Annotated in this window: 17 protein-coding genes; 12 read left to right on the forward strand and 5 right to left on the reverse strand. The window is 67.3% G+C overall.

The genetic code is table 11. The features are described from left to right. Positions 1–7 precede the first annotated feature (7 nt). Entirely contained in the window at positions 8–946 is a 939-nt protein-coding gene (locus tag IEW87_RS01670) for an ABC transporter ATP-binding protein (RefSeq protein WP_188710588.1), read from the forward strand. Continuing rightward, the gene (locus IEW87_RS01675) at positions 943–1680 is read left to right on the forward strand and encodes a hypothetical protein (RefSeq protein ID WP_229730835.1); all 738 of its coding nucleotides are present in this window, start codon (positions 943–945) and stop codon (positions 1678–1680) included. The genes IEW87_RS01670 and IEW87_RS01675 overlap by 4 nt, the downstream gene beginning before the upstream one ends. A gap of 138 nt (positions 1681–1818) precedes the next feature. Here IEW87_RS01675 and IEW87_RS01680 read toward each other — a convergent pair whose 3' ends face one another. Continuing rightward, positions 1819–2118, reverse strand: a complete 300-nt coding sequence (locus IEW87_RS01680; protein WP_188710589.1) for a chorismate mutase — start codon at positions 2116–2118, stop codon at positions 1819–1821. A 68-nt stretch (positions 2119–2186) separates the two neighbouring features. Between IEW87_RS01680 and IEW87_RS01685 the strand changes: the two genes are divergently transcribed. Genes IEW87_RS01685 through IEW87_RS01715 form a run of 7 tightly spaced genes read left to right on the forward strand, consistent with a single transcriptional unit; the run spans position 2187 to position 8281 of the window. Continuing rightward, positions 2187–3194, forward strand: coding sequence for an AAA family ATPase (locus tag IEW87_RS01685; protein WP_373285125.1), 1008 nt, complete (start codon positions 2187–2189; stop codon positions 3192–3194). Positions 3195–3199: 5 nt separating this feature from the next. Beyond that, positions 3200–4072: a DUF58 domain-containing protein gene (locus tag IEW87_RS01690; protein ID WP_188710591.1), complete on the forward strand. Its 873-nt coding sequence runs from the start codon at positions 3200–3202 to the stop codon at positions 4070–4072. Continuing rightward, positions 4059–4532, forward strand: a complete 474-nt coding sequence (locus IEW87_RS01695; protein ID WP_188710592.1) for a hypothetical protein — start codon at positions 4059–4061, stop codon at positions 4530–4532. Before IEW87_RS01690 ends, IEW87_RS01695 begins: the two co-directional genes overlap by 14 nt. Further along, positions 4523–5506: a vWA domain-containing protein gene (locus IEW87_RS01700; protein WP_188710593.1), complete on the forward strand. Its 984-nt coding sequence runs from the start codon at positions 4523–4525 to the stop codon at positions 5504–5506. The genes IEW87_RS01695 and IEW87_RS01700 overlap by 10 nt, the downstream gene beginning before the upstream one ends. Then, positions 5503–6489 (forward strand): vWA domain-containing protein, encoded by a 987-nt coding sequence (locus IEW87_RS01705; RefSeq protein WP_188710594.1) that lies wholly within the window; start codon positions 5503–5505, stop codon positions 6487–6489. The genes IEW87_RS01700 and IEW87_RS01705 overlap by 4 nt, the downstream gene beginning before the upstream one ends. Next, positions 6486–7187: a hypothetical protein gene (locus IEW87_RS01710; RefSeq protein ID WP_188710595.1), complete on the forward strand. Its 702-nt coding sequence runs from the start codon at positions 6486–6488 to the stop codon at positions 7185–7187. The genes IEW87_RS01705 and IEW87_RS01710 overlap by 4 nt, the downstream gene beginning before the upstream one ends. Then, positions 7181–8281, forward strand: a complete 1101-nt coding sequence (locus IEW87_RS01715; RefSeq protein ID WP_188710596.1) for a hypothetical protein — start codon at positions 7181–7183, stop codon at positions 8279–8281. Before IEW87_RS01710 ends, IEW87_RS01715 begins: the two co-directional genes overlap by 7 nt. An 18-nt stretch (positions 8282–8299) precedes the next feature. Here the strand turns inward: IEW87_RS01715 and IEW87_RS01720 are convergent, their stop codons facing one another. From IEW87_RS01720 to IEW87_RS01735, 4 genes are all read right to left on the reverse strand, one after another. Then, positions 8300–9046, reverse strand: coding sequence for a glutamine amidotransferase (locus tag IEW87_RS01720; protein ID WP_188710597.1), 747 nt, complete (start codon positions 9044–9046; stop codon positions 8300–8302). A gap of 174 nt (positions 9047–9220) precedes the next feature. Next, positions 9221–12421 carry a S41 family peptidase gene (locus tag IEW87_RS01725; RefSeq protein ID WP_188710598.1) on the reverse strand — a complete coding sequence of 1067 codons (3201 nt, stop codon included), beginning with the start codon at positions 12419–12421 and terminating at the stop codon, positions 9221–9223. 407 nt (positions 12422–12828) lie between these two features. Beyond that, positions 12829–14982 (reverse strand): alpha-amylase family protein, encoded by a 2154-nt coding sequence (locus IEW87_RS01730; RefSeq protein ID WP_188710599.1) that lies wholly within the window; start codon positions 14980–14982, stop codon positions 12829–12831. After that, complete coding sequence (locus tag IEW87_RS01735; protein ID WP_188710600.1) at positions 14979–15779, reverse strand: hydroxypyruvate isomerase family protein; 801 nt, start codon at positions 15777–15779, stop codon at positions 14979–14981. The genes IEW87_RS01730 and IEW87_RS01735 overlap by 4 nt, the downstream gene beginning before the upstream one ends. A gap of 97 nt (positions 15780–15876) precedes the next feature. Between IEW87_RS01735 and IEW87_RS01740 the strand changes: the two genes are divergently transcribed. The 3 genes from IEW87_RS01740 to IEW87_RS01750 are packed head-to-tail and all read left to right on the forward strand — an operon-like array spanning position 15877 to position 18898. Next, complete coding sequence (locus IEW87_RS01740; protein WP_188710601.1) at positions 15877–17106, forward strand: sugar ABC transporter substrate-binding protein; 1230 nt, start codon at positions 15877–15879, stop codon at positions 17104–17106. 8 nt (positions 17107–17114) lie between these two features. After that, positions 17115–18029, forward strand: coding sequence for a carbohydrate ABC transporter permease (locus IEW87_RS01745; protein WP_188710602.1), 915 nt, complete (start codon positions 17115–17117; stop codon positions 18027–18029). Then, positions 18026–18898: a carbohydrate ABC transporter permease gene (locus IEW87_RS01750; RefSeq protein WP_188710603.1), complete on the forward strand. Its 873-nt coding sequence runs from the start codon at positions 18026–18028 to the stop codon at positions 18896–18898. The genes IEW87_RS01745 and IEW87_RS01750 overlap by 4 nt, the downstream gene beginning before the upstream one ends. Positions 18899–18904: the final 6 nt, after the last annotated feature.

Here is an 18904-nt window from a genome sequence, read left to right on the forward strand (position 1 = left end):
GAACCAGATGGACCCCGTGATTCAGGTCCGCGACCTCACGAAGAAGTACAAGGAGACCACGGCGCTCGACAGCGTGAGCTTCGACATCGAGCGAGACGCGATCTACGGCTTCCTCGGCCGCAACGGCGCCGGCAAGACGACGGCCATGTCGATCCTCACGGCACAGAACTTCGCGACGAGCGGATCCGTGAAGGTCTTCGGCGAGGACCCGTACGAGAACGCGCGAGTCCTGCGACGGGTCTGCTTCGTCCGCGAGAGCCAGAAGTACCCCGACGATGCGACGCCGACGCACGCGTTTCGCACCGCGCGACTGTTCTTCCCGAACTGGAGCCAGGAGCTCTGCGATGAGCTGATCACCGAGTTCCAGGTGCCGGTGAAGCAGACGATCAAGAAGCTCTCGCGCGGACAGCTTTCTGCAGTGGGCGTGATCATCGGGCTCGCGGCGCGGGCAGAGATCACGTTCTTCGACGAGCCGTACCTCGGCCTCGACGCCGTCGCGCGTCAGATCTTCTATGACCGCCTGCTCGCCGACTACGCGGAGCATCCGCGCACGATCCTGCTCTCGAGCCACCTTATCGACGAGATCGCGAACCTCATCGAGCGCGTCCTCGTGATCGACAAGGGGCGGATCATCATGGACGAATCGGCCGACGACGCCCGTGAGAAGGCAACGAGCATCGTCGGCGACGCCGAGGTCGTCGAACGCTTCGTGAAGGGACGCGAAGTCCTGCACCGCGAGAGTCTCGGCCGCGTGACGTCTGTGACGTTCCTCGGGAAGCTCTCCCCGACGGAGGCGTCTGCCGTCGCGGAAGCAGGTCTCGAGCTCGCGCCCGTGTCGCTTCAGCAGCTCATCGTGCGCCGCACGCAACATGCTTCCGCAGGTGACTCGCACAACCTCAACGACATGGCCTCCGAGGCCGACCAGCAGGAAGGAGCCCTGCGATGACCACCGCACACCCCCTCTCTTCCCTCGCGACGCGTGAGCGTCAGACGGGAAGCCGGATCTTCAGCGTGATCCGACTGCAGTTCATCAATACGCAGACCTTCATCTGGGTTCCGCTGCTCGTGCTCGCGGGCGCGATCATCTGCTCGCTGCTGATCTATCTGATCATTCCGATTGATGAGCCGCTCTACGGCGGTGGCGCCCAGGCGCCGATGTGGGTGTTCCTCACGGTAGGGATTCAGGCGCTCACGCTCTCGCTGCCGTTCTCGCAGGCGATGAGTGTCACGCGCCGCGAGTTCTACATCGGCACGATCGCCGCCGCCGCCATCAGCGCGGCCGGTCTCGCGACGGTCTTCCTCATCATCGCCGGAATCGAACAGCTGACGAACGGCTATGGCGGCATCGGGTACATCGCCCACCTGCCGTGGTTCTTCGCCGACGGCTGGGCGCAGGCCTGGCTGGCGTTCTTCATGTTTACGCTGTTCGCATTCGTCGCGGGGTTCTGGTTCGCCACGGTCTTCAAGCGCTGGGGACCTCTGATGCTGACCGCCGTCATCATCGGGCTGTCGCTGCTGCTGATCCTCGCGGTGTTCATCGTCACGCGCCTCGAGCTGTGGCCGGCCGTGGTCACGTGGTTCGCGACGACCGGCCCCGGGCTGTTCGCGGTCTACGGACTGCTCGTCACGGCAGTGGTCGCCGTCGGCTCCTACCTGACGCTGCGCCGCACCGTGGTCTGAACCGCAACCCGACACAAGTCCGCAAGTCTCCGACGAGTCCGGCGCGATTCGCGCCGGACTCGTCGGAGACTTGTCGACTCAGGGTGCGTTGCTAAACCTGGAGCCGTCGCGAGCAACCGTGAGACGCCCTCCGGCGCGCTACTCGTCGCGGGCGCGCTTGTGGTGCTGGATGACCTCGGCGACGACGAAGTTGAACCACTTCTCCGAGAACTCCGGATCCAGGTCCGCGTCGTGCGCAAGCTGGCGCAGCCGGGCCGTCTGTCGCTCCTCGCGCGCCGGATCGCTCGGAGGCAGGTCGTGCGCGGCCTTGAGCGCGCCGACCTGCTTCGTGCAGCGGAAGCGCTCGGCAAGCATGTAGGTCAGCGCCGCATCGATGTTGTCGATGCTCGCGCGCAGGCGCAGCAGCTCGGCCAGGGGATCCTCGGGCGCATCGCTCATTCCTGAATCGTACCGACGCGGTCCGTGCATCGCCGCGCGGCGGGATAGCGTGGACGCAGGACGGAAGGATCCGGATGACCGACGCGACCACGCCCCTGGACGATGCAGGACTCGCGCCCGCGCGCGACATCATCGACCGCATCTCCACGGCCTACGCGGCGAAGATGGTGGGCCAGGACAGACTGCGCACGAGCCTGCTCATCGCCCTCATCGCCGGCGGGCACATCCTGCTCGAATCCGTGCCGGGTCTGGCGAAGACGACCGCCGCGGCCACCCTGGCCGACACCGTGCAGGGGTCGTTCCGCCGCATCCAGTGCACGCCGGACCTCATGCCGAGCGACATCACCGGCACGCAGGTCTACGACGCGACGACCGGCGCGTTCCGCACGGTGCTCGGCCCGGTGCACGCGAACGTCGTCCTGCTGGACGAGATCAACCGCTCCAGCGCCAAGACGCAGTCGGCGATGCTGGAGTCGATGCAGGAGCGCCAGACGACGATCGGCGGTGAGGCACACCGCCTGCCGCGTCCGTTCCTCGTCATCGCGACGCAGAACCCGATCGAGCAGGAGGGCACCTACGAGCTCCCCGAGGCGCAGCTCGACCGGTTCCTCTTGAAGGAGATCGTCACGTATCCCAGCCCCCAGGAAGAGGCCGAAGTCCTCACCCGCATCGACTCGGGCGCCCTGGATCCGGACCATCACGTCGAGGCCGCCGCGAGCCTCGCCGACGTCGAGCTGCTGCAGCGCACCGCGGCGCGGATCCACGTCAGCGAGGCGATCCGCAACTATATCGTCGGGTTGGCATATGTCACGCGGAACCCCGAGCCGTACCTCGGCGGCGACCGCGCGCGCTACATCAAATACGGGGCGAGCCCTCGTGCGTCGATCGGCTTTCTGCAGGCGTCGCGCGCGCTCGCGCTGCTCAAGGGCCGCGCGCACGTGCTGCCCGAGGATGTCCGGGATCTGCGACACGTCGTCCTGCGCCACCGCGTGCTGCTCACGTTCGAGGCCGAAGCCGACGGCGTGCGCAGCGAGGACCTGATCGACGAGATCTTCGGCGCCGTCGCGACGCCCTGACCCTCATGTCGTCGCTGCTCCCGGCCGTCGCGTCACGCCTGTTCGTGCGCACGCGACTGGCGTCGGCGGATCCGCTCGACGGCGCCTACGCGTCGCTTCAGCGCGGCCGCAGCGACGATTTCGAAGATCTGCGCGAGTACGAGTACGGCGACGACGTGCGCGACATCGACTGGAACGCGACCGCGCGCCAGGGCGAGATCTTCGTCCGGCGCTCGCGTGCGCGACGCATGCACACCCTCCTCGTGGCGGTCGACACGGGACGCGGAATGGCGGCGCTCTCGCCCGACGAACGTCCGAAGCGAGACCTCGCGGTGCTCGCGACGGGCGTCCTCGCTCTGCTCGCCCTGCGCCACGGCGACGCGGTCTCCGTCGTCTACGGCGACGCGAACGGCACGAGGCGGATCCCTGGGCGACGCTCCGAGGGCGCGATCGAGCACGCGCTGCGCACGATCCGAGACGCGACCACCGAGGCGGTCGCGAGCTCGCGCACGCAGCTGCTCGGCGACATCGCCCGCACCGTGTCGCGTCGCGCGATCCTCGTGATCGTGACGGGCGAGGATCCGATCACGGCGGACGAGGAGCGTCTCGTGCGGCGCCTGCGCGCGCAGCACGACGTGCTGTGGCTCGCGATCCGTGATGCGGATCCGACCGGACCCGGCACGCGCGCCGACGCCGACAGCGGATGGCGGGTTCCCGCCTTCCTCCGCGGAAACGACCGCGTCGCCAGCGAGCTGGCCGACGAGCGCGACCGCGCCGACGCCGAACGCGCCCGGACGCTCGACGCGCTCGGCATCAGCCACGCCGCGCTCGAGCACGCAGACACCGCCACCGCCGCGATCCTCGGCATGCTCGCGGGGAGGCCCCGTGTCAGCTCCTGATGGTCTCTACCCGCCCGTGCAGTACGAGGGGTGGTGGCTCGCGCTCGCGTTGGGCATCCTCGTCCTCCTCGCGGCCGCCGCGTGGATCATGTGGGCCGCGGTGCGTCCGCGCCGGGAGCGCGCGCCGGAGCCGGCCCCGCTCAGCGTGCAACTCGACTCCCTCCGCGCGCACCACCTCGAGCGGATCGACCGCGTCGAACGTGCCTACGCGGACGGCACGATGTCCCCCCGCATCGCGAACGCGGAGCTGAGCGCGATCTCGCGATCATTTGTGAACGCGTTCACGGGGATCGAGACTCCCGTCCTCCCGCTCGAAGACCTCGAGGCGCGCGGCGCCAGCCCCGAGCTGGTCGCCGCGGTGCGTCGCCACTTCTATCCGAGCGTCTTTGAACGCGACGTTCCCGCGGATCCGGCCGCCGGCATCGCCGCCGCCCGACAGGTGGTGACCGGATGGCACTGACCAATACGTGGGTCGCGATCGCGGCGGTGGCGGCCGTCATCGCGGTGATCGTCGCGGCGCTCGTCTGGCGCGGGCGCGCGGCACCGGGCTCCGGATCCCTCGTCGCGCGCGCCGAGCGTCTGCGCCGGCTGCCCGCCGTACGGCGGGCGGCGCAGCTCCGCGTGGTCGCGCTGATCGGCGCCGCGACCCTCGGGGCGATCTCCGTCGTGGCCGCGGGCGTCGTCGCCGCCCGGCCGATGGCCGCGCAGGTGATCGAGCCGAGCGCGCACAGCCGCGACATCATGCTCTGCCTCGATGTCTCGGGATCCATGACCGACGTCGACATCGAGATCCTCGAGGTCTTCGACGCACTCGCCGACGGCTTCGACGGCGAGCGCATCGGCCTCACGATCTTCAACTCTTCGCCCGTGCAGGTGTTCCCCCTGACGGACGACTATCCGTTCATCCACGACGCGATCGAGAGCCTGCGCACCGGCATGGAGGAGGGCACCGCCTCCGGCGGCATCCCGGAGCATTGGGCCGGCACGCTCGACGGACCGGGGTCGTCACTCATCGGCGACGGGCTCGCGGCGTGCACGCTGCGGTTCGACCACGCCGACACGGATCGGTCGCGATCGATCATCCTCGCGACCGACAACGAGGACTTCGGCGAGAGCATCGTCACCCTCGATGAGGCCGCCGCGCACAGCGCCGAGAAGGGGATCCGCGTGTTCGCACTGAACCCGGTGCAGGACTCCGCCTCGGAGCCCAGCGAGCGGCTCAGCCGCGCCGCCTCCGCCACGGGCGGCCACGCCTACGCCCTGCGCGGCGAGACGACGGTGGCCGACATCATCGCCGAGGTCGAGCGGGAGGAGGCGACCGCGCTCGACGCCCGACCAGAGGTCGTCGTCAGCGACGCCCCCGAGCCGTGGATTCTCATCGCGATCATCGCCTCGGTCGCGACGGTCGTCATCGCCGGGAGGATCCGCGCATGACGTTCCTTCCCGTCCTCCCGCTCTGGCTGCTTGTGCCGATCGCGTTCGCGGCCCTCGTCTTCGCCATCTGGTCGCTCGTGCGCGCGGAGTCCGGCGAGCGCCTGACGTGGGGGATCCGCATCGGCCTGGTCATCGCGTGCGGGCTGCTCGCGCTGCGCCCCGGTATCCCGTCCGGGTCGGCGAACGCCGTTGTCACCGACCTCGACGTGCTGATCGTCGTCGACAGCACCACGAGCATCACGGCGGAGGACTGGGGAGAGTCTTCGCCACGCCTCGAGGGCGTGCGCGCCGACGTCGAGCACATCGTCGACGCATACCCCGGCGCGCGTTTCTCTCTCATCACGTTCGACAACCACGCCACGCAGCGCCTCCCCCTGACGACGGACGTCAACGCGGTGTTCTCCTCCCTTGACGTGCTGCGTCCGCCCACCACCTCGTATGCGCGCGGATCCGACATCGCCGAAGCCGCCCCGCTCGTCGCCGAGGTCGCGGAGCGCGCGGCGGACCGCGATCCGGACCGCCCCCGCATCGTGTTCTACTTCGGCGACGGCGAGCAGACGGCCGAAGGCGAGCCCGGATCCTTCGCTGACGCGGCCGGTTCGATCGACGGCGGCGCGGTGTACGGCTACGGCACGGCCGACGGCGGTCGGATGCGCGTCGTCGACGGTTTCGACGGGGTGACGGAGTACCTCACGTATGAGGGCTCCGACGCCCTCTCGATGATCGACGAAGACAATCTGCGCGCCGTGGCGGAGGAGCTGGGCGTGCCGTACGAGCACCGCGCCGCGGCGAGCGCGCCGACCGTGCCGGATCCGCCGCCCGCGGCCACCCGGGCAGCCGAGGCCGAGTCGCTCGGCGCGCGGACCGAGCTGTCCTGGGCGGTCGCGCTCGCCGTCGGCGCCCTCGCGCTGATCGACCTCGGCCGGGCGGTGCGGCTGCTGCGACGCACGGCGAACGTGCCGCGGACGGGAGGCGCGTCGTGACGCCGCGTACGCGAACCTGGGTTGCTGCCGGCTCGCTCCCCGTCGCGCTCATCGCGCTCGTCCTGGTCGTGAAGCTGCTGTCGATGTACCTGCTCGCACAGACGACGATCGCGGCGCACGCGCGCGACGACCCCACAGGCGCGATCCGCGCCGCCGAGGCACTGCAGCCTGCGAACTGGTTCGAGCCGTGGAAGGCGCCATACAACCTCGGCGTCGCCTTTGCCGGCGCCGGGCTGCTCGCGGAATCGCGCGGCGAGTTCGAGCGCGCGCTCCCGCTGGTCGAGGGCGTCGACGCGTGCTCCGTGCACATCAACCTCGCCCTCGTCATCGAGCGTATGGGCGACCGCGCGCGGGCCTCCGACCCGGCGGGCGCCGCGCAGCACTACGCCGACGCCCTCGAGGTATCCGCGGACACCCCGGCTCACTGCCGCACCGACGAGGCTCGCCAGCAGTCGCCGGATCCCGAGCGGGATCCCGCAGAGACGCTCGACGAGCTCATGGAGCGGCTCCGCGGGAAGCTGCAGCAGGAGCCAGCGCCGGAGGACGGGGGCGGGCAGGACGACGGGGACGCGCGCCCCGACGGCGACAGCCTCGACGAGATCGAAGAGCGTCTGCAGAACGGTCAGCGCTCGCGCGACGAGCTGCGCGAGGATCGGGCGCCCGACGAGGGCACCGGCACCGGAGGGCGACCATGGTGAGGATCCCCGGAACCGGACGCGGCTACACAGGGGGGCACGCGGGCGCGCCGCCCGTGCCCCCTCCCGGCGGCTACCGCGGCGAGCGCCGCTTCCCGGAGCACCCCGTCGCGGGCCACTTCCTCGCGCAGGCGCCGCCGCCGCGATCCGGCCCTCGCCTCCACCCGGTCGGCTGGATCGCGCTGCTCGCCGCCGGGCTATTCTCCGCACTGCTCCTCGCCCTCGCCGCGGCCGGGGAGGCGCACAGCGCGCTCGGCACGTCGATGCTCGTGCTGCAGGTCGTGGTGGTGGCCCTCGTCGTCGCGGCCCTGTGCATCCGCCGCGCCCGCCTGGGCGCGGCGATCGCGCTGACCGTCTCGCTGCTTGTCAATGTCGGCACCGTCGGCGCCGTGGGCGCGCTGTTCGGCGATCCGCCGGTCCCGCCGTCCGCGGGAACGACGACCGAGGGCACCGCCGACGGCGACTACGCGGGCATCAAGGACGTCGACCCGCAGTCCGTGCTCCGGGCGCCGTCACTTGAAGACGTCCAGGACCACACGAACGAGCTGTCAGAGCGGATCCGCGAGCGTCTCAGCGCGGAGTTCGGCTTCACGTGGACGCGCATCGCCGACGCGAGCGAAAGGCCGGAGCGCAACGGGTACGGCGGCGAATCGATGCTGCAGCAGTACACCTCGTCGACGTGGCGAACCGACCAGCCGATCCGCGAGCACGACCAGAAGATCGAGGTGATGGCCGCGATCGACCGGGAGCTCGCGGTCGCGGGCGAGTACTACGCGCTGTATCCACTGAACGAGCCGGACGGCTCCATCGATCCGCGCGCACTCGAGTCGCTGTACGGCAGTGCGGATCCACGCGAACAGACCGTCTGGGAGTATGTCGCCCAGCGGTACGGGACCGCCGGGATCTCGAGCCCCTCGCCCACCCTGCTGTACGCGACGCTGACGGATCTCAGTAACGATGACGACGGCCAGGTCCGGGCGCGCGAGGAAGCCGAACGGTCCGACGGCGAGCCGCTCGAGGGTCTGAACCTGATGTTCATCTCTGCGCAGCTGCTCGCCGAGGGCGACCGCGACGCCTTCTCCGATGCCGTTCGCTGACGGGCGGCGCTCACCCCATCAGGAGCGGGCGAGCCAGCTCACCGCGTTGCCGAAGAGCGTCGCGTATCCCGACCACTCCATGAACTCCGTCGGCGCCCAGTGCGGCGATACGTCCGAGGCGAACGCCAGCGTCCGGCCATCGCCGACCTCGCGGACGGCGACCAGCGGGTCGCCCTCGACGGTCGCGAGGACCGTCGCGTCGTCTCGCGCCTCGAGGCGCTGATATCCGAGCAGGATCGGCCAATCGGCGTCGAGCCCGCGCGTGACGTCGTGTTCGACGTCGGTGAGAGCGCCCGTGACGCCCTCCGGGGTCTCGACGCGGTCGTCGTACCGAGAGATGGTCACGGGCAGGACGTCCTCGAGGGGCGTGCCCGCGTAGTTGGCCTTCGCCTGGAACCCCTGGAAGCTCAGGTAGCCGCCGGCCATCATCAGGCCACCGCCGCGCTGCACCCACTCGCGCAGGAGCTTGAGGCGGTTCGGCGTCGGGCGCCCGTGCGTGAACACGGACGGCGGGAGCAGCAGGGTGTTCGCGCCGACATCCGAGAGCAGCACCACGTCGTACGCGTCGAGCTCCTCGAGGGTGAGGGGAAACTTCTCGGCCACGTCGTGGGAGAGCATGTGCGTGACCTCGTGCCCCGCCCCGTCGAGGGCCTCGAGGAGCTCGGCACACCCGATCTCGACCTGGGTATGGGGGAACGGGTCGAATCCCTTGTGGTCGACCGTCGCGCTCACCCAGGACTCGCCCGCAAGCAGTACCTTCGCCATTCGTACATCACTCCATCACACTCATGCGCATGCCATGCGCGAAGGCTTATGTCCTCCCATCCTAGGTCGGCCCGCGAGCGCGGCTGCGCCTCGACAGGAGCATTGCGCCTCGCCGGGCCGGATGCAGGGTTCTGACCCTTCCGAAGGCGAAATCTCCTTCCGAGGCGCGGTGCGTCAGCGACCCTTGGGCGGGGCGAGCTCCGGAGCGGTCGCGGCGGGCACCTCCTCGAGGTGTGCCAGGGCCTCCGCGATCGCGCGATCGAGCTGCGGATCCGCGTCGGAGAACAGCGCCGACGGATCGTGGATCACCTCGATGTCGGGGTCGACGCCGTGATTCTCCACGCCCCAGCCCTTGCCCTCGAGCCAGTAGCCGTAGCGCGGCTGCGTGACGCGCGTGCCGTCGACGAGGTCGAAGCGGCCGTCGATGCCGACGACGCCTCCCCACGTGCGCGCTCCGACGACGGGCCCGAGCCCGAGCGCCTGCGCGCGGGCGTTGACGATATCGCCGTCGGATCCCGAGAACTCGTTCGCGACGAACACGACGGGCCCGCGGCGAGCGCGATCCGGATCCGGGACGAGATCATCGAACTGGCGCGCCTTCGTCCACGCCACCACGCGCGCGGCGAGGCGTTCGATCACGAGCTGGCTCGTGTGACCGCCGCGGTTGTACCGCACGTCCGCGACCACTCCCTCGGCGGTGCTCGCGGTGCGCAGGTCGCGGTGCAACTGCGCCCAGCCGGGCGCCCCCATGTCCGGAACGTGCACGTAGCCCAGCCGGCCGCCCGACTTCGCGGCGACGTAGTCGCGGCGCGAGTGCACCCAGTCCTGGTAGCGCAGCGCGTTCTCATCCGCGAGTGGCACGACGACGACCCGTCGGTCCTCGCCATCGCGACGCAGCGTGAGTTCCACGGGCTTGTCGGCGGCGCCGATGAGCGACGCGCCGGGCCCGTACGCCGGATCCACGGGCGCCCCGTCGATCTCCGTGACGAGGTCGCCCTCCTGCGCGCCGACTCCGGCCGCGCGCAGCGGCGAACGCGCCCCGGGGTCGCTCGACTCGCCCGGCAGGATCCGATCGATGCGCCACCCTTCTGCGGCGGGAGACAGGTCGGCGCCCAGGAACCCGATCGCGCGCGACGGATCGCCGAGCGGCGAGGCGGGCATCACGTACGCGTGCGACGTGTTGAGCTCGCCGACGTGCTCCCACATGAGGTCGACGAGGTCGTCGTGCGTGCGCACGCGGGAGACGACTTCGCGCCAGCGGGCGGTGACCCGGTCCCAGTCGATGCCGTCCATGTCCTCGCGCCAGAAGTGGTCGCGCATCAGGCGGGCGTTCTCGTCGAACATCTGGTGCCACTCGGCAACGGGATCCAGCTGGAAGCGCAGGCGTGCGAGGTCGACCTGCACGGGGTCGTCTCCCCCGTCGGCCTTCCGCGTCGCGCGCACGATCGAGACGTCGTCGTCCTTGCGCACGACGATGCGCTCTCCGTCGCCGGACACGTCGAACGAGTCGATGCCCTCGACGACCGTCCAGCCCTCGCGGTCGTCGAACGACCAGCGCACGAGACGATTCGGCTGCTTCTCGCCCGGCACACCTGCCCGACGCGAGCCGAGGGTGCCGACGTCGCCGCCCTCCGCGATCCATACGACCCCACCGGCGGTCGCCGACAGGTCGCGGTAGTCATCCGAGACGACGGGAAAGGGAACGATGCGCTGCTCCGCGCCCTCGACGTCGAGGTCCGCCGAGGAGGGAACGCGCTTGGTCGGCTTCTTGGGCGTGGACAGTCGCCAGCCGTCCGACGACGGGCCGAACGGCGCGGGCTCCGTCGCCGACAGCGGCAGGAGCCACGGCCGGGTGACCCCCGTGAACGACAGGTCGAACGCCTGCCCGTTGTAGGCGGGGTCGAAGGTGCGATTCGACAGGAACACGAGGTGCTTGCCGTCACGCGTGAAGTCGGGGTCGTGGTCGTGGAAGCGCCCGTCGGTGAGCTTCACGGGGGCGTCGTCGGACGCCGCCTCGACGATCCACAGCGCGTGGAGTTCGCCCTCGCCGTCTGTCGGCTGCGACCAGACGAGGTAACGGCCGTCCGGCGAGAATCGCGGCGAGAGGGCCTCGCCCTGCGTGCTCCGCGCGACATCGCGCGCGGTCGCGGCCTCGACGTCGATCAGGCGAACCGCACCGTCGTGCGAGATCGCCGCGAGGCGCTCGCCCTTCGGATCCGCCGCGAGGTGCAGAACTCGCCCGAGCTGGCCCGTGAGGACCGGCAGCGGCGCGTCGGATCCGTCGACTGCGGCCACCTGGATCCCATCCTCGCCCTCCACGTCGGTCACGTAGGCCACGCGGCCGGTCGTGCCGAGGACGACGGGCTCGCGCGTGCGCACGCCCGAATCGGCGCCGGGCAGGGCGCGCGCCGGACCCGACCGGTGCGTGAGCCAGAACGGCTTGCCCCGCCAGATCGCCACGCTGCCGTCGGCGCCCGCGTCGGGGGCAACCTGCGTGAGGTTCTCGTTCGGGTCCAGCGCGACGGGCTCGGGGGTGACGCCGGGCACGTCGATCTCGATCGTGCGTGGCTCGGCGTCGAGCGCGTCAAGGATCCGCAGCTGGCCGCGACTGTGCCACACGATCCGCTGGCCGTCGGTCGTGGCGTCGCGCACGTAGCCCTCGGCCGCGGTCTGGAAGGTGAGCTGGGTGGGCGCGCCGGTTCCGGGCTGGTCCCAGATCCACACGTTCGCCTGCTCGTCAGCCGTGTCGGGGAAGCGCGCGGCGCGGTCGGACACGAAGCAGAAGCGGTCGCCGATCCACATCGGGTCGACGATCGAGGCCGTGTCGTCCGCGAGCAGGCGGGCCCAGTCGCCGCCCTGCGAGCGGATCCACAGTCGCGGGGCGGTGCCGCCTCGATAGCGCTTCCACCATGCCGGCGGGCGGCTGCCGGGTGTGACGAGCGCGTCGCGCCCGTCCGGGTGTCGCGCGACGCCCGACGCCATCCCGAGATCGAGGCGCTCGGCGGCGCCATCGAGGGCGACGGCCTTCACGACCGTGTGTCGCATCTCGGATTCTCCGGCGCTCGACCCGACCAGCACCGTGTTCTCGTCGCGCCAGCCGAAGACCTGCAGCATCGTGCTGCCCCAGTAGGTGAGGCGGCGCACCGCGCCCGTCGCGATGCTCGCGACCATCCCCTCGGGCTGGCCGTCTCGGTGAGAGACGAAGGCGATGTGCGCGCCATCAGGAGAGAATCGCGGCTGCCGCACGGGGGCGCCATCGCTCGTGAGCCGCCACGCGCGGCCGCCCGTCACCGGGGCCAACCAGATGTCATCTGCCGCGGTGAAGGTGACGTAGTCGCCGTGAACGTGCGGATACCGAAGGTAAGCGGATGCCATAGCACTCACGCTAACCCCTCCCGGCTTACGTGCGGGGGCAACGAACGCTTCGTTCCTCCTGGCCGGCAGCCTCCGCGCGCGACAGACCTAGTCGGTATGTCCCGGAACTGGGCGTCTCACGCCGGTTCGCGTGCGCGGGCTGCCACAGGCTGACACGTCACCGGATCATCGTGTCGCGCCGCGGCGGCTGTGGACCAGCCGTTCAATCGCGACATCACCGTGGGCGCTCTTACGGATCCGCCCTCGGTGATGTCGCGAATCGTCACGACGCACCCTGTTTAGGTTCCGTCTGGACGACACGATATCGGCCTCCTCGCAGCCCTCGCGGGCGATACCGTCCGCGTCTAGACCTGCCCACGTGCACCGACCAGGTTCGATCCGCGCCCTCCCCGCCGCCACACAGCAGGTCACGCTCGCGCGTTGCCCGCGGTCGCGACAAGGTCAACAGCGATGACTTCGAAATCGGTGATCCCCTCGACGGTCATCAGAATCTGATCGTCGATGATCTCGTAATCAGGTGTCGCAGACGCGCGCAGGCATCGGACCATCTCGACCCGCGAGCCCTGCGGGATCCGAATGCGCACATCCTGGGGTGGGCTGGGCAGGAGTTCGTGAAACGGCCCCTTCAAGTACATCGGGTTCGTGTGATTCACGAGGAACACGGTCATTGAATCACGTTGATGCCATCCAGTGACTTCGATGACGCCCGCACCGTTGACAACGACGTCACGCTCACGCGCACGCGCCCACTCCACAACGCCCGTCATCAGCAGAAAGTGATCGCGCGCCAACACGCTGTGGAAAGCCCTGTCGAGCGCCGCGGGAAGATACGCGACGCGACCACGTCCGTGCTCGCTCAGATAGACCTGCGGCGACCCTTCCGTTCGGTCGCGGATGAATACCTCTTCCATGGGCAGATCAGGAAAGCTGTCCACCAGCGTCACGGGCGCGAGCGCATCGGTATCTGGACGGGGAGCAGTCGGCACGAGAACCTCGGCGTTGATGATCCGACGGGTCGAGCTGAGACCACGCAGAATCGGGCGGACTCCGTCATCCCGATCGTGATGCAACTGTAGATAGGAGTTCATGACGCCCTCACGGAGGTCACCGGTGACGCGGGCGCCGAACAGATCGCCAAGGGCGAAGTCCTCTCGGCGGCTGCCGTCCTCGCGATAAAGCGATGTCTCCGCTGTGGCGACGAGCGCGCCGCCGGATGCCACGAAGTCCCCCAGCTGTTCCACCTGTTGGTCGTCCAGTACCGCGATGTTCGGCAGGATGAGAGCACGAAGGCCTTCGAGACCGTCAGCATCCAACCGTCGATCGTGAATCATCCGGAATGGAACACGAGCTTCGGTGAGTGACTGATACCACCCCGAAATCGGAGCCTCCACACGCTCAATCGCCTCATCCCGCGAGTAGATGCTGGCTGTTCTCTGCGAATAGACCAGGCCCACATCGGCAATCGGCGCGGTGTTGCGCAGGTATCGTTCGTTGTCCGCGTGCCAGTGGTACATCGACTCAATCACGGGAAGCCACCGTCGGTCGACAAGCACCCCACCGAACTTCGTGAACCATGGCCGGAGGCCGTTCGCGGTCGCAGACGCGATCCACATTCGGATCTCTTCTGCAGTCTGCACGGAGTCCTTCCACCGCGCGCGCTCTTCGATGCCCACACTGACGATTCCGCCGACAGGCTTGTTCCCCATAACAGCGAGAAACTCTTTACCGTGTCGTCCCGCCGTCCATGACGGGCTCAGACCGCTTCGTGCCTGCTTGTCAGCGAAGAGAGTCTCGACCTGCGCGGCAAGACTGCTCATGTCGAGTTCGCTGAGAACGCCACCGCCTGAGTTCGGTACAAATCGCGCTTCCGGTCGGATCTCGCGGGCTTCTCGATCCCAGCGCTGCGCGATCTCCAGAAGGGAGATCTCGCGCCATTCACGATACGCCCGCTCGTCCGCAGGGAGTCGGCCGCCGCGAGCGGGCACATCGGAAGACTCGGGAATACCCAGGCCCGTCGCCTCACGAAAGCCGTCGCGGCACCAGGCACAGAAACATCGCACGCTCCCCGCCCAACGGTTTGCGAAGATCGCGTCGACATCATATGAGGTCAAGATCTCGCGATTGACGTCGGAGATGAACTGATTCCAAGGCCCGAATGGGCACGTGAGCCACACGCCGGGCGCAGACCAATGCGGCACCGGATCCCCGGCCGCATCACGTGCGACCCACTCCGGATGCTTCTGAAACACCTCGTCGTGGATGGCGTGCGGATCGACGCGCGCCATGACGACCATGTCGAGCTCTCGACACCCGCGAACAAGATCTCCGAACGGGTCGCTCGCGCCGAGATGCGTGCTTCGCCGGTGATCGGCTACCTCGGTCGGGTAAAAGGCCAGATATCCACCGGCGGACAAGCACGCCGCATCAGCCCTGATATCCCGAATATAGTCAATCCACTCTCGTGTCGAGTACCCGCTATCGGGTCGAGTGTCATCGTCGACAAGTGTGAGCTGCGCCCAACGTGTCGCGCGTTCCCACCATGGCAGCCGCGCGCCTGTCATCGGGCCGTCTCCAATGCCGCTGCCAGCTCCCCGGGTGTCGGAATCGACCCCTCGGCGACGAACTCCGCTCCCACATAGCCCTCGTAGGCGATCCCACGAAGAGCGGTCCCAATCGCGACGAAGTCGATATCGCCTGTTCCCGGCCTCCCACGACCAGGAAAGTCAGCGATCTGCACGTGACCGACGTGATTCGCATGAGCGGCGATTGCAGCCGGCACGTCCACTCCGTTCGCCGAGAGGTGAAATGTATCCACGAGCAGCTCGACATTGGGTTCACCGATCTCAGAGCGCAGATCATCCGCGTCATCGAGCGTGAGTACGGGATAGTGGCCGTTGTCAGGGTACTTGAGGGGCTCGATCACCACGGTTCCTCCGACGCTTGCGGCGGCTCGCGCTGCTTCACGGTAGTTGGCGACGGCGACTTCCCTGCGCTGGGTCTCCGATGCTCCAGACCGGCCCTTCCCATAGAGTGCGTTGAAGGTGCGGCAGCCTGTCCGCCGCGCAATGCCGATCACGATGGCGATATTCTCCCGAAAATCCGACAACTGCTCTACATCGTCCATGACGCCACGGTCGCCCGCTGCCATGTCTCCCGCCCAGAAGTTGAGGGCACGAAGCGAGACCCCGGAGTCCCTCAAGGCGGTAACGAATCGGTCGATCTCCGCGTCACTGGGGTTCGCATCAGGCCACGGCCACCAAGATTCAACGTTCGCGAAACCCGCGCGCGCTGCCGCATTGAATCGTTCCGGTATGGGGAGATCGCCGAAAAGCATCGACGTATTCGCTGATATCTGCATCACAAGCACGATTGTATGACAAGAATGCTTGACGTACCAGTACTCTCGTAGCACTATGGTTGATACGGCCACGATTCAATGAAGAAGCGGACACGAAATGACACGCAGCAAGCTATCTCGACCCGTCACGTTCCTCGGCATCGCCGCACTGACCATCGGTGTCAGCGGCTGTGCGGCATCGGAAGCGACCGATACCGCCGGCGTAACCATCAGCGTGGTGGACTCCATCACGAGCGAACCGGGAAGTACAGACCTCGCGGCAATGCTCGATGCATGCGGCGAACCCGAAGGCATCACCATTGCCCGAGAACAAGTGCCATCTTCGGAAGTCGTTCAGAAGGTCCTACAGCGCGCGTCGTCACAGACGCTCCCCGACCTCTTGCAACTCGATAACCCCGACGTCGTGCAGTTTGCCGACATCGACGCCCTACACCCTCTCGCTGACTTCGGCATTGATCTCGAGGCATACAACGAGGGAATGCTCGGAGCCTCGACGCTGGACGGGGACGTCTACGGTTTGGCGCCCAGCATCAACACTCTCGTGCTCTTCTACAACAAGGATCTCCTCGCCGAAGCGGGCGTTGATGTTCCGGCTACATGGGATGAGCTTCGCGACGCCGCGGCCGCTCTCACCACGGCGGACAGGTATGGCTTCTCGATGTCTGCAACGGCAAGCTATGAGGGAACTTGGCAATTCCTCCCCTACATCTGGTCGAATGGCGGCGACGAGAAGGACATCACAAGCCCAGAGACCGTGGAGGCGCTCGAATTCGTAGTTGACCTCATGAAGGACGGATCGATGTCCCAAAGCGTCGTCGGCTGGGGTCAAGGCGATGTGCTTGACCAGTTCACCGCTGGTGAAGTTCCCTTGGTCGAGGGTGGAATTTGGACCTTCAAAACGCTGAACGCTGTGGAGGACCTCAACTGGGGTGTGTCGACATTCCCCACGCCCGACGGCGGTAATCTCGCCACCCCACTGGGCGGAAAAGTCTGGACTCTGCCTGTCACCGGCGACCCTGAGAAGGCAGCGGCCGCGGCGAAGATTCTCGAATGCCTGAACTCCGACGAGAACCAGACGGCGAACGCAGAATCTAACGGTGCGATTCCGTCGAACGTCTCCGTTGCGGCGGAATTCGCCAAGCAAAATGAGTTGGATTACATCGAAACGTCCGTTGAAGCGGTTAAGCATGTTCGCGCCCGCACCCGCGAACTCGGCGTCGATTGGCCTGCGACAGCGACCGCCATCCACACGGCACTCCAATCCGCTCTTACAGGGCAGCAGACCGCTGAGGAAGCTCTCAACTCTGCCGCCAGCACGATCCGCTGAGGTCGACAATGAGCGATCCTTCCGTCATTTCACTACGCCGGCGCGCGATCGTGCGCGACAGGTCAGTGAAATGGGCCTTCCTCCTGCCCGCAATGATTTTCGTCGCGATCTTCTTCGGGTATCCGATCGTGCAGAACGCGGCCATGAGCTTCCAGGAGTACACGACGCGAACCTTCTTTACGGGTGAAGCGCCCTTCATCGGCCTTCAGAACTATATCGACGCCTTCACCGCCCCCGTATTTCCTCGGGCTCTGATGAATACCTTCCTATTCACCGTCGGCAGCATCGCCCTGCAGTTCTGCATCGGATTGGGGCTGGCGCTGTTCTTTAATCGCCGGTTTCCGCTCAGCATCATCCTGCGCTCTCTGCTCCTGCTGCCTTGGCTGCTACCCTTGCTGGTTTCGAGCACTGTCTGGCGCGGCATTCTCGACACCGACAGCGGCATCTTCAACGCGGCGCTCGAATCACTCGGGCTGTCTGCCATACCTTGGTTGACGAACCCAGATGTCGCGCTGCTGGCGGTGATCCTGGTCAACGTCTGGATCGGCATCCCATTCAACGTCGTCATCCTCTATTCGGGGCTCCAAGACATTCCGACCGAGTTGTACGAGGCCGCCTCTTTGGATGGCTCATCACGCGCGCAGACATTCTGGTGGATCACGCTTCCGATGCTTCGTCCGGTCGTGATGGTGGTCCTGCTGCTGGGTGTGATCTACACGGTCAAGGTATTGGATATCGTCCTGGCATTGACTGGCGGAGGCCCGGCGAACGCAACCCAGACACTGGCGCTGCAGGCGTACGAAGCGTCCTTCGTCAACTTCAACTTCGGCCTGGGTGCGGCGTTCGGCAACGTCCTCATCGTGATCTCACTCATCTTCGCGGCTGTCTATCTGCGTCTGAATCGGAAGGCGATGAACTCATGACCACCACCATGGCGCATGCGAGAACGTCACCGTCCCTTGATCGGCGCAGCCGACTCAGTCCGCGCCAGGCAAGGCGCATCGGCAACACTGTCCTTGGTTTCGCCCTCGTGGTAGCGATGCTGTTCCCGTTCTACTGGATGGTCAACAGTTCATTCGCCCCTACCGGCACCACGTTGACCCGCAGCATCATTCCGCTCGAGCCGACCTTCGACGGTTATATCAAGGCGTTCTCCCAGCAGGGAAAGGCGCTCGCGACCAGCGCCACGATCGCGGTGAGTTCGGTCGTGCTATGCCTGGCCATCTCCGCACCGGCCGCGTTCGCCGTGGCGCACTTCCGATTACGAGGCATACGACTCATCCTCGGGTTCATCCTGATCACGCAGATGATCCCGGGCATCATCGTCGCCAACTCCCTGTACACCCTCTACAACTCGTGGGGTCTGCTCAATTCCATACCGGGGCTCGTCCTCGCGAACGCGACCACGAGCATTCCGTTCGCCGTGCTTGTCATGAGCGCTTATATGCAGGCCCTTCCCAGAGAGCTGATCGAAGCCGCCCGCGTCGACGGAGCCAGTTACTTTCGCGCGTTCGTGTCCATCGTGCTACCGGTCAGCAAGAACGCGATCATGACAGCCGCCATCTTCACCTTCATGGATGCATGGGGCGATTTCCTTTTCGCGCTCACACTGACCACGACCGACGACGTGCGACCGGTGACGCTGAGCTTGTACAACTACATCAGTTCCGACTACATCGAGTGGAATGCGGTGATGGCAACAGCGACACTTGCCTCCATCCCCGCTCTGGCATTCCTCCTTTTCGCCCAGAAATACATCGCGGCTGGCACGTCCTCGGGCGCGCTGAAGTGACCTCAC

The sequence above is a fragment of the Microbacterium faecale genome (assembly GCF_014640975.1).
Taxonomy (GTDB): domain Bacteria; phylum Actinomycetota; class Actinomycetes; order Actinomycetales; family Microbacteriaceae; genus Microbacterium; species Microbacterium faecale.